Raw genomic sequence first — 12361 nt, forward strand, 5'->3', positions numbered from 1 at the left:
CGTCCCTCCGGCTGCTGCTGGTGACGCACCTCCACCTCCTCCACCGGTTGACTTGCCTGCCAGTGCTCTTGGTGACGCTCCTCCACCGCCGCCACCACCCGATAGCCCAAACAATGGTAACCAGTCAGAAGGAAGCAGATCCAGCATTAATGATTGCCTTCAAATTAGTAAACCCAAGTCAGCTAACTCTGCTCAAGGAGTAAATGCGTACGGCTATCTATACGGGTACGATCAGGATGTTTGGCAATTCAGCGCCAAAGAAGGCGACAAGGCCCTTATCGAAATGATTGGATCAGTAATACCTCGTGCCCAGCGTAATCGTATGGATAGTCCCTTAACACGAACAAATGCCTTGGCAGAGACAATTTTTTCTATAGTAGATCCAAATGGTAAGGAAATAATTACAAATCATAAGGGAACAGAATTTTTGCCAGAGGGCCAAGCTAATCATCCAATACAGTTCAGTATTTGCACTACTGGTGTACACAAAATCTATGCAAATACATATAAAAATGATTCTGGGGGCTATCAACTAGCCGTTAGTTTGAACAATGTATCCCTGCAAGTTACTCCCGCTGAAGATGGAAATACCCCATTGTTAGATCAAAATCCGATCGCGGTCACACAGGGAAATAAAACAACAAATTGGACTTATAAAAATAAAGGGTCTTTCTTTATTGAAGACAAGCAAGATACCTATACTTTTAATGCAAGCAAAGGCCAATTATTAAAAGTGCTATTAAAAGTAGTGGCTCCCTTCAAATATGGAAAAGATAATTTTGATTTTAATACCCAACTGCATCTTTTTGATTCAAAAGGAAAAATAATTGAGGTAGCTACCGACGTAGGTGCCGGAATGAATCCCATTCTAATTACAGAATTGCCAATGGCAGGACAATACTCTCTGGTAAGTTCTATTAGAGGTAAATTTGCACTTCCTAATGAAGGTAAAATCGGTAACGATGCATGGAATCAATGGGATGCATCTACGAATCAGTTATTTGATCTAGGACCTAACGGACTTGGTCATTATGAAATTCAATTCAGCATCGACTTAGACGGAACTCATGTACGTCAAGAATTTCCATTAAAAAGAAAAGATGCAGTAAAAATAAATGCAATTCGGGTTACGGATGATGTTTCCTTCAGTTCTTCTAATCCAACAAAAATTGACATTCAAGCGCAAGTCGATCACTTGAACAAAATTTACGGTGATCTTTTGCCTATTGGGATTTGGCCTGGGTTTGAATTGGCCTCAATAACTGATTATTACGATCCTGTAAGGGCCAAATCGTCAACGCCTGAAGAAGCTTTAATGGTTATGGACGAAGTGGGGGCTAGCCCTGCTGCAATTGATGATGCAGTAAATATAATTCTTACTGATATTAACAATGCCGGTACCCAGGGCTATACATACAAAAATTTTCCCTATCGAGCTCGCAAAGGGGCTCAAATAGTTGTTGATACATCCAACATAAGTGGAGGTGCTTCTATTGATCCGTACAGTGCTTCAATACTTCTACATGAGATGGCACATGTAACGGGGATTGATCATTTTGCTGGATTCGCAGTTCCTCAAAGGGTTGGAATAGAAGTTTCCGAAGAGATGGGAACTTACGATTATGTTTCGTTTCTGTATTCAAACGCTGAAAAAAGCTTTATGAGCCAGCATGTCTCAGAAGCTTCAAAACATGATAGTCAATATGCGGGTCAAAGCTGGTATTTGACAAGGCCTGAATTTAGTCTCAATACACCTACGTACGGTCGTGTAGTAAGAGCTTCCTTTATAAATTGGCTGGTTAAAAACGAGATAGTAGAACTATCGACAATCCCAACGCAGTACCTCTTACCGAAACTCTCCGTTGATGCAGTTGATAGTAAAGCAAATTGGGAATGGGATGAGCAAAATGATATTAAATTGACAACAATGGACACTCCCAAATTCCCTCTCATAGTTAGTGCTGACTCTCCATTGAACCAATCAGCTGCTGCAGCGTGGACTTCAAGCACACAGGATGAAATCTGGCTAGTCAATAGAGATCAGAACGGATCATGGGCGAGCCCTGTTTCCTTCGTATACCCAGATGGAGTGTCTGCTCTTTCAATAAAAATGAACAACTCAGGGAATGCTATCGCCATATGGGAACGAAGCAAGGCAAAGAATCTAGGTAATTCGAGTATAGAAATCACTACTTACGATGTAAGTACTAAAACTTGGGCAGTACCTTCTCCGCTCTCTGCACTAAGCGATACAAATACGTCTATGAAGTACCCAAGGCTTGAGATAAATGACAATGGAGAAGCCACTGCGATTTGGGTGCGTAGAAACAGTGGGAGCCAGCAGGGAAAATATCAACTAATGAGCCGTACTCGCGATACGCAAGGTGCCTGGTCAAGCTCTATTGTGCTATCTGAAAGTTCTAATCTCATTGCGTTCCCTGCTCTTTCGTTGAATCAGCGAGGTGATAAATGGGTAGCATGGCAAGAATTCTTACCTAATAAGAAAGTATTTCAAGTGAAAGGACGCTTTTTCTCAAATGAAACTGCTACCTATCCATATTGGTCAGCTACAGAGATTTACTCTGACGGAACCGCACATGCCGGGTTTCCGCAGCTTTCACTAGATAGTCAAGGAAATGGGATTATGTACTGGCGTGAAGCTGATCAAGCTAAGTTAATTGCTTCCCATCACTTTATTGGTACCACTCAGCTGAACGGGTATTTATCGATGTCTGCTACAGCCCATCTTACAGTGATGAACCGGGCTCGTGCTGGGAGATTAAGTAGCAAAAAACAATTATCTGATCAAGGGCATGATAGCTTCAATGCAAATGTAGAAACGGCAGAGGATATCAATATAAAATTTACGGCTAATGGTAAGGCTATTGCCGTATGGTACGGATTCGATGGAGATGACTATAGGATTTTTGCTTCATCACGAGATGCCTTAGGTAATTGGGGATCAGCGAAGGCTCTTTCAGCTTCAGGCTATCATGCCAAAACACCACGAATTGCGATTGGAGATAATGGAGAAGTAGCTATTATATGGGGCCGTTCAGATCCAGTGGCTGGGCACGTAATTGAGACTGCAAGTTTGGACCCTGAATCAGAGAATTGGTCTAGTCCGTTAGTTTTGTCCAAATCCAATCAAACTGCAGTTTGGGCCGATATTTCTTTCGATGGGGGAAGGAGCTATACCGCCATATGGGTGGAACTCGAAAAGAAGCAAAAATCTTGGGAACCAGATAAACTTTTTGTAGTTACTAGAAGTGGAAAAACGAACTGAATTAGAAGTAATATCGAGATATAAGGTTAGTTTGCAATCGCTTGGCTTTCGATTCCTGGCATTACAAATGGTTTGATTTTTTCAGACTTGATATTGATATTAGAATCATTAATATCAATACCAAAAAATGTAAGTTTCCGATCTGCTAAGTAATCAATTTGACCGTTTTTCAGTATTTTAAACGGCCTGTCGTGGCCCGGATAAATTATTTCTGCAGCTTGAGAAATTCGCTCTATGCTGCGCTTAGAATCAGCTTCATTCCAAAAAACATTTGCGTTTATCTTTGTTGAAATTACCTTAGCATTAGCAATCCCATCTCCTGTAATTGCAACAGGTCCTTCTTCAGTTTCAACAATTAAAGCCATTGTTCCTGCAGAATGCCCTGGCGTGTGCATGACTGTAATACCATCTTCAAGTTGATAGCCATCTTCTACTTCTTTAACTTTACCCAGAGAGTCAATCATTGCGTTTGTCCATAATGGAGTAGCCCAGTCATTTGGGTGGGGGTTACGGATGTATTTTCGTTCCCATTCATGGATGAGTACTTCGGCAGAAGGGAAGATGTCATAATTTTGCGCATGATCCCAGTGTGCATGGGTCATTACGGCAATATTAATATCGGCTGGTTGAAGATTGCGATCATTAAGGGCTTTTTGTAGCGCTCTTCTTCGGCCAACATGCCCAGTATCTACAATGATATTTTGGGAACCTCTAATTAGCAGGGTACTGCAATAGCCTAAGGATCCGTAATTTGTAGAAATAGATTCACCATGGAGCAACACTTCTATGGATACCATATAACCCTCGATTTAGTATTGGAGAATTTTAAATTGTTTTTCGATCTGTAGTGATCAATGCTTTTCAAATTTCACAATGAATGTATTCGAACAAATGACTTGCTTTCTGCGGATTATAGAGGGCATCTATCGCACGGAAAGCAACTGGATCTTTCTTCAGCAAGATGCGCTTTCCGAAGTGCAGAATATCGCGCGCCAAGCCAAGCCTCACTTAACGTCATCTCATTGATATTTCCCACTGTTAAGTATGATTTATAGTCGAAGTCACACGGATTCAAGGCGCCATCATACCAAACGTACATACGCTCCCATAATTGACTACAGGGTACTTTTATCGAATTCGTATTGTTATGGTAGGAGTCCCAACGCGCGATCGCCGGCTTTATGGATACCTCGTCTACAAGAGGGCTCCAGAACGCAACCATCTGTTCTACATCCTGGTCTTCGTCGACCTTTACCCCGCTGATTCGAGTTGTTGTTTTAGAATCAGGGAATTCAGTCTCCCTGATTTCATTGAATCGCGTTATGTTAGCGACGACTTGATCAAATTTACCTTTGACACGGATTCTTTCGTATGTCTCTTTGGTCCCTGCGTCGACAGAAAAGACCAGTTCATTTACTTCTGAAGAGAGTATGCTTCGGGCAATTTTTTCAGACAGTCGAGTTGCATTCGTGTTTAACTTGAGATCAAGAATTCCTTTACTGTGAATGTAAGCGAGCATGTCTGGTAACAAAGGATGTAAAGTCGGCTCTCCGCGCGAAGCAAGAGTGATTGCTTGGCAATCATTTTTTGCACTTTCGTCAACTGCTCGCTGGAAAATATTCCATGGCATTTTCCCCATGAATTGCGAGTTCGTGAAAGTCTTATCGACTTGAAAGCACATCACGCATCGAATATTACAAACTGAAGTCGGCTCAATCAAAACATAGGGAGGAAATTCTTTGAGGATTTTTTTCTCTGGGTAGACCCTAAATTTATAACGATAAATGAGGTAATCAGCCCATTTTCTAGTTTCATTTTTTTTGAGCCAAGAGAATTCTTGCTCTCCTAGTTGGAAATTAGCTCTATAGAAATTAATCTCGTTATCAATATTTTTACGAAGAGATCCTCGGATTGTTTTCGCTATCTCGTAATTTTCCGAGTCTTGACCTTCTAATTCAGAAATTTTCCTGTCTAATTCCGCAAAGACAGAATGCCAAAAAGTATCCTTGTCTGACATTTGACTGGAAGTAAGTATTCGTCCATGTGATATATGGTTCTCTTTTCCATTACCCTCTTGCATTACTCTCTCCATGCTTCTTCCTAGGAAAATTCATCTGCTATTCTGATCTCTAACATGAAGTATTTTGCATTCATGTTAGATTGAACTATAAGGTGCATACCATTACGTTAAGTAGCACATTAAAGTGGGATTCCAATGGGGAACCCCGAAAGAGGTATCGATGCTAAATTCAAAGGCAACGGGCTGGTCTCTGACGATGGGATTCGTCACTTTGGTCATTCTGATGGGTGCAAGCATGGTCCAGGGCAACCAGGAGACCAAAGCTGATGAAATCGCTTGGCTTATAGCAAACGAGGATATGCAGTGGCTCGGGCTGGTAGAAATGGTCGGTGGTCTTACCATGCTCGTGTTCACAGCTGGCATGATCTCCTGGATCCGTAGTATCGATGAGTCTAATGCTCCGCTTACGTACGCCAGCTATCTTCCGCTGCTGGGTCTCGTACTGAGCTGGGTAGGCATTATCAGCAGTAGCGCCGCTGCAAATACGGCTGCAGATAACGCCGATGCTGCCTATGCGCTGCTGCGCCTTGGTGACATTGGTGGATTCCTTGGGATCGTAATGATGATGCTCAGCTTCTTCATCGTTGGGACCGTTTCGTACCTCAAAAAGTCGGGAGCACCGGTTTTAATGGGATTACTTGGACTAGCAGGAATCGTTGGAACCATCGGCGTCTTCATTCCCGCATTTGGTTTCGTGGCTTTTATGTTGCTTTTCCCCGTGAATCTGATCCTTGTAGCGATCATTGGTATACAGAAGGTTCGCGCCTAGAACTGAAGATACAGAAATGAACGATAAAGAATAAGGCCTCAAAATTTGAAGCCTTATTCTTTATCGTTCAACAATTACTTGGTCATTACCTAGGAGAGAGTGGTGCCGAGGGCGAGACTCGAACTCGCACGCCCAATTAAGGACAACGGATTTTAAGTCCGTGGCGTCTGCCATTCCGCCACCTCGGCCCAATATTATTATAAGCCGCGCGATATTTTTATGCGCGCGTTAAGATATTGCAATGGACAAGAATGCATTTCGCAGTATACCTAGTATAGACAACCTTTTGTCAGATTCTAGAGTAATCGACCTTTTAGGGTTGCTTGAGCGTGAGTTTCTCGTACAAGTAATAAGAGAGATTACAGACAACACCCGCGAAGAAATACAAAAAGGAAAAACTCCGCCAAATCGAAATGAATTGATCCAGATAGTCGTAGATACAGTCAATCGTGAAATGGAGCAATGGCCTTCACCAGTAATAAACGCTACAGGGGTTGTCTTACATACGAATATGGGTAGGGCTCCATTATCTGAGGATGCTCTGATTTCAGCCAAGGTAGCGTCAGAAGATTACAGTGATCTTGAATTGGATCTTCGGGATGGTAAACGTGGTTCTAGGTACTCTGAAATTTCTAATTTATTGAGACGATTGACTGGGTGTGAGGATGCGATTGTAGTGAATAACAATGCGTCCGCGATGTTTTTAGGTCTCGCTGCAATCGCCCGAGGTAAAGAAGTAATTGTATCTCGTGGCGAGGCTAGTGAAATAGGCGGTGGTTTTCGCATCCCCGACGTTCTTGTGCAGAGTGGTGCAAAATTAGTCGAGGTAGGGACTGTCAATCGGACCTATGCGGAAGATTATCAATTAGCAATTACATCTAAAACTGCAGCTATCCTCGTGGTGCACAGGTCTAATTTCCAAGTCTTGGGCTTTACACATGAACCGCAGTTATCCGATATTTCTCAAGTCGGTAGGGACAATAATATCCCAGTACTCCATGACCTTGGCTCCGGTGCTCTAATAGATACTGCTGCGTACGGATTGGGGCATGAGCCTATGCCGCAGGAGAGCTTGGCTGATGGCTCAGATCTTGTATTTTTCTCTGGTGACAAATTGCTTGGAGGTCCCCAGTCTGGAATCGTAGTAGGTAATAAGAACCTTATCTCTAAATTAAAAGCACATCCTTTAGCGCGCGCATTGAGGCCGGAAAAATTAACATTGGCAGCTTTGCATCAGACTCTTCTTCATTACTTACAAGGTGAAGCGACCCAGAAAATTCCTGTATGGAAAATGATCTCAATGCCTTTAGAAGAACTGGACGAAAGATCAAGAATTGCTGCCGAAGCTATCGGGCCTCGTGCCAAAGTAGTGGACGGATTTTCCGCTGTGGGTGGAGGAAGTTTGCCTACTGATCAATTACCTTCCAAATTAATTTCATTGAGTCCATCAGAGCATGTAAAAATTGAAAAAACAGCCGAAAAAATCAGAAAAAACACACCTCATATTATTGCCAGAATTGAAGATGGGAATTTGATTTTCGATTTTCGTACGGTTATACCAGAAAACGATAAGGAAATTATAGAAGCTATTAAGCGGGTTCTTTAAATTTCCAGTTTCCGGAATGATGGCGCTGCTAAGGTAATTAGAACAACTAAAAGCATGCCCATTAGACCACCAAATACCCATGCTGTAGAAACACCGTAATAAGTTGCGAGTAATCCAGCAATTACACCACCGATTGGTTGCATTCCCACATCAAGCATAAATATCCCCATTACTCTGCCTCTTAGGTGATCAGGAGTGACGGATTGCAAAATGGTGTTATTAGTTGTCATTACCATAATGAAAAATAATTGCTGTACGACCAGAATTATCCAGGCGAGTTGCCATGATGGTACAAGCGCAAGCAGGACTAAAGAAGCTGCCCCGCCGGCCACTGCTATGAGAGCAACCCTTCCTTTTCGCCTAATGAAATGAAACCTCGCCACAAAAACGGCCCCAAGAAAACCACCAACACCCATTCCGAGCCCCATTAATCCCAGCAGACCTCCATCAGGATCATTTAGATCGACCGCGACAAAAACGGGCAATTGGGTTTGAATAAATGCCATTAGCCAAACTGTAGCAACTAAGCTTAATAGGACTGCGTACCTAGGGATTGGTTGTGATGTTACGTACATCAATCCTTCTTTGAAATCTTTGACCGGGGTGATTTTGGCCGGTGCTTCACGTAATTCTGCAAACTCAGCCTTATACGGTATTACCAGAAAAACAACCGCGGCGTACATTACAGCTTGGATAAGAAAATTAATTTCAGGTCCAAACATTGCAATCATTATGCCTGCAATGCCTGGCCCGATCATTCGCATAGAATTGAACGCCATCGAATTTAAGGCGATCGCATTGGTTAATGCGGAACGAGGTACAGAATTGGCAACTAGTGTTTGCCGTAAAGGATTCATCATTCCCCAGCCTGCACCTGTCAGGAATGAAAATACATAGAGATGCCAGATTTCCTCTAGCTCAAAAAGAATGATTAAAGAGAATCCAAATGCAAGTAGGGCAAGATATGTTTGATCAAATAGCAAAAATTTCCTTCGATCAAAAATATCTGCAATTACTCCAGCTACCGGAGCAGCAAGCATGGGCAGCGCCCTGAGACCCAGTACGACTGATACTTGCAAGGGCGAATTGGTCATTTCGAAAGCTAACCATCCGAGAGTTATCTGCTGTATCCAGGTTCCACCACTCATAAATATCGTTCCGAACCAGAGTAAGCGAAAATTCTTATAGGACAAAGAAGAGAAAGTACCAGCCCATCCTGTTTTTTGAATTGGAGGTGGGTGCTCGGAGTTCGGAGGTTGTTTCATTAATTATTAATACTCTTTAGCATTACAGGGCTATCTTGCGGTATTGAGGCACAAAAATACTAGCCAAAACTATTATGGCCAGCCCTGTTAAACCGCTTACTAATAATGCCTGATCGACCCCGTATAAACTAGATATCCATCCTGCAAGAAGCCCTCCAAATGGGAGCATCCCAATTTCCATTTGGTAAACGCCCATTACCCGCCCTCTCATTGCGTCTGGTGTCACAGTATGAATTACAGTCATATGAGTAGTCATAACAATTTGCATAAACATTTGCTGCAGCATTAATACAAAAAGCGCTATCCATAAATTTGTTACTTGCGAAAGTGCAATTACGCACAATGCTGACATTAAAAATCCGCTGGATGCTAACAATCCCTTACGGGAGTAGCTTCCTAATGAGGCGATTATGGCGGTACCAATAAAACCCCCAAAGCCTAGCGACATCATTAATAACCCAAGGTAGGTTCCATCTTCATTGAATAAAATTTCAGCTGTGTAGACTGGAAGTTGATTGAAGACGATTGCAAGCATGAAAAATGAAACTGCAAATGCCATTACGGTAATTATTCGGGTTATAGGGTCATTTATGACATGGGAAAATCCATCAGAAAGATTTTTAAAAGGAGAATTTCTTTGCGCCTGTGCTCTATCGGCTGTGTAGTAGGGAGTTTGCATTTTTTGAATTAAAATCAGTGCAATTAAAAAAAGTACGGTTTGAATTAGAAAATTTACACCTGGACCCAAGTAAGCGATAACGAAGCCTCCTATTCCGGGGCCCAGTGCGCGCATAGCGTTGAATGCCATCGAAACCATTGCTGTTGCATGCATCAGCGCTTCTTTGGGTACTGTATTTGCGATGAGCACGTACCTGACTGGGTTGTTAACAGCCCAGAGGAACCCGAAAGTTAGCGCAAAAACGTATAGATGCCAGACTTGATGTAGATTGGCGAAGAGTAGAAGCGAGAATCCAAAAACTAAAATTGTTACTAAAGCTTGATCAATAACAAGCAATTTTTTTCTGTCTATTCGATCAGCAAGTACGCCTGTTATTGGCGACAGAAGCAGCGGCAAAGTCCTAATTCCTACTACTCCAGCTACATGTATCGGGTTTCGTGTTAATTCATATGCAAGCCAACCTAGAGTTACCTGCTGGAACCACGTCCCTCCTGCGACAAGTCCTGTAGTAATCCAAAGAAGTCGAAAATTAGAGTACTTTAAAGAATTGGACGAGGGTTCATTTCCTTGCTTCGCGGGTGAGTTAAAGTTGTTTACAGGTTGCATATATAAAAGGCGCCGTCGTTAAACTATACGCTATATCATTAAGATGTATTTAATCTGAATTCGTTGATGGAGTGAAAAACTTGCAAGTTCAAAATGGTGCTAAATGAATACTCTTGTAACAGGCGGAGCTGGATTTATAGGTTCTCATTTAGTTGATGCGCTTATTTCAGAAGGTCACAGGGTTACAGTAATGGATGACCTTTCAAACTCCTCGACAAAATATCTCAACGACGGTGCAGACTTTAGGCAAGGAAATATCCTTGACTTGCAAGAACTCAAAAAGGGATTCGAATTCTGCTCCCCATCTGTTGTGTTTCACCTTGCAGCCCATGCAAGCGTCAGTGAGTCAGTGAGGGACCCTCAATATGATGCACAGGTCAATATCCTTGGAACAATTAATGTTTTGGAGCTATGCAAGGAGTTCAAAGTCAATCGCCTAGTTTTCAGTTCTACTGGAGGAGCATTGTATGGAGAACCAAAATATCTCCCTGCAGATGAAGAGCACCCTACTCACCCTCTTTCTCCATATGGGGCATCAAAATTGGCAGCAGAAGCATTTATTGAGAGTATTAGTAGTCTTAGTGGGATGAATTATTCAATATTGCGTTATGGGAATGTATATGGACCACGTCAAAGCCCTTATGGGGAAGCTGGTGTGGTCGCAATCTTTATTGACGCCTTGCTCCGTGGTGAGTCACCTATGATTTTTGGAGACGGTTTGCATCAGCGGGATTATGTCTATGTGGAAGATGTAGTGAAGGCCAATCTGCTGTCATTGCAATCATCCGGCAATGAAAAATTTAATATAGGAACTAATTCAAGTACGTCAGTAAAAGATATTTATGATCTTGTATCTAGAGCATTGGATTCCGAAATACCTGCTATTTTCAAAGACGAAAGAATTGGCGATGTTCGTAGTATCTACTTAAACAGCGATAGAGCTAATGAAAAATTGAAATGGAAACCCACCATTGATATCGACAACGGAATAAAGCGTACGGTGGAATGGATGCGGAGTGAGCTCAGATAGGGTACATTTATATCAAGGCTTTGTTAGGAGATTGTTGTGAAAGATTTGATTTGGCCTTTTGGTCATGCAAAAGATATCGGATACATCATTTGGCCGATTGCTGCGACAGGTGTAATTGGTGCCGGATCGACATTAATCATTCTTGTATTTTTATGGCCAGTTATTAGGCCTTAGCAAATGACAGGCTTGCAATTTGCAGACATAAATGGTGTGCGTATTGCATTTGAGCAGTCAGGGCAGGGTGTTCCGATTCTCGCCCTGCATGGTTTCCCTAGGACCCATCGAACATGGAAATATATTGAGCCTTTACTAGCAGGCGATTTTCAATTAATAATGCCCGATCGACGTGGTTATGGTGATTCAGATAGATTGCCAGAACCTTCTTCATATCGATTGCAAGATATGACGACGGATGCTATTGGTTTAATGGATTACTTAGGGATAGATAAATTTGTGGTGCTTGGTCATGATAAAGGTTCACCAACAGCCCGAAAAATTGCGCTAGATCACCCTGATAGGGTTCTTGGAATGATACAAATCGACGCTGTTCCTCAAGAATTAGTAGTAAGCAACAGAGACGCAAGTGGCCGTCAATGGTATTTTGATTTTTTCCGACAACGTGACGTCGCAGAAAAAATAGTAACTGCTATACCAGAGTTGTTTTTTGGCTTATTTATTGATCGCAACCCTCACTTGCCTGATGATGAACGCCAGCATTACATAGAGCAATTCAGCAAGAAAGGAACCCCTGAGGCGGTAGTATGGGATTATCGTTCGATGCTCGAAGAAGATCCGATTTATTGGCAGGAACTTGCCGACAATGGCAGTAAAATTGTTGTTCCTGTTTTAGTGCTTTGGGGTAGCACCGGTCCTTCTGCACGCCTTGAAGTTGAACAGCTATGGAGGAAAGTAGCAGAAAAAGTAAAAGGAATAGCTGTTGATTCCGCTGCTCATTACGTACACGAACAGCAACCTGAAGTTACTGCTGGGCACATTCTCAATTTCGCTAAGAATGAAAACATTTTGTAATTTCTATAAGG

General features: G+C 42.3%; 10 protein-coding genes and 1 tRNA gene. 6 read left to right on the forward strand and 5 right to left on the reverse strand.

Going from position 1 to position 12361, the window contains the following annotated elements:
• The coding region (locus MK127_04395) for a hypothetical protein (GenBank protein ID MCH2532036.1) at positions 1 to 3286 on the forward strand (3286 nt) is incomplete at its 5' end.
• 26 nt (positions 3287 to 3312) lie between these two features.
• Here MK127_04395 and MK127_04400 read toward each other — a convergent pair.
• Together MK127_04400 and MK127_04405 are read right to left on the reverse strand one after the other, a co-directional pair.
• A complete protein-coding gene (locus tag MK127_04400) occupies positions 3313 to 4083 on the reverse strand; it encodes an MBL fold metallo-hydrolase (GenBank protein MCH2532037.1) in 771 nt (256 codons plus the stop codon).
• A 113-nt stretch (positions 4084 to 4196) separates the two neighbouring features.
• A complete protein-coding gene (locus MK127_04405; protein MCH2532038.1) occupies positions 4197 to 5366 on the reverse strand; it encodes a radical SAM protein in 1170 nt (389 codons plus the stop codon).
• A gap of 160 nt (positions 5367 to 5526) precedes the next feature.
• Between MK127_04405 and MK127_04410 the strand changes: the two genes are divergently transcribed.
• Entirely contained in the window at positions 5527 to 6135 is a 609-nt protein-coding gene (locus MK127_04410; GenBank protein ID MCH2532039.1) for a hypothetical protein, read from the forward strand.
• A gap of 100 nt (positions 6136 to 6235) precedes the next feature.
• On the opposite strand, the gene MK127_04415 is transcribed toward MK127_04410, so the two are convergent.
• Positions 6236 to 6323 (reverse strand) — tRNA-Leu (locus MK127_04415).
• 53 nt (positions 6324 to 6376) lie between these two features.
• Here MK127_04415 and selA point away from each other — a divergent pair.
• A complete protein-coding gene (selA, locus tag MK127_04420; GenBank protein MCH2532040.1) occupies positions 6377 to 7741 on the forward strand; it encodes an L-seryl-tRNA(Sec) selenium transferase in 1365 nt (454 codons plus the stop codon).
• Here the strand turns inward: selA and MK127_04425 are convergent.
• Both MK127_04425 and MK127_04430 read right to left on the reverse strand, forming a co-directional pair.
• Positions 7738 to 9006, reverse strand: a complete 1269-nt coding sequence (locus tag MK127_04425) for an MFS transporter (protein MCH2532041.1) — start codon at positions 9004 to 9006, stop codon at positions 7738 to 7740. The two genes, selA and MK127_04425, sit on opposite strands and share 4 nt — an antisense overlap.
• A 22-nt stretch (positions 9007 to 9028) precedes the next feature.
• Positions 9029 to 10291, reverse strand: coding sequence for an MFS transporter (locus MK127_04430; protein MCH2532042.1), 1263 nt, complete (start codon positions 10289 to 10291; stop codon positions 9029 to 9031).
• Between the two features lie 103 nt (positions 10292 to 10394).
• Between MK127_04430 and MK127_04435 the strand changes: the two genes are divergently transcribed.
• From MK127_04435 to MK127_04445, 3 genes are read left to right on the forward strand one after another with little or no spacing between them, the layout of a single operon-like run.
• Complete coding sequence (locus MK127_04435; GenBank protein ID MCH2532043.1) at positions 10395 to 11321, forward strand: GDP-mannose 4,6-dehydratase; 927 nt, start codon at positions 10395 to 10397, stop codon at positions 11319 to 11321.
• A gap of 36 nt (positions 11322 to 11357) precedes the next feature.
• A complete protein-coding gene (locus tag MK127_04440) occupies positions 11358 to 11495 on the forward strand; it encodes a hypothetical protein (GenBank protein MCH2532044.1) in 138 nt (45 codons plus the stop codon).
• Positions 11496 to 11498: 3 nt separating this feature from the next.
• On the forward strand, positions 11499 to 12350 hold the full coding sequence (locus MK127_04445) for an alpha/beta hydrolase (GenBank protein ID MCH2532045.1): 852 nt from the start codon (positions 11499 to 11501) through the stop codon (positions 12348 to 12350).
• Positions 12351 to 12361 lie beyond the last annotated feature (11 nt).

Source organism: Dehalococcoidia bacterium (genome assembly GCA_022449765.1).
Classification (GTDB): Bacteria; Chloroflexota; Dehalococcoidia; order Lucifugimonadales; family Australimonadaceae; genus UBA2963.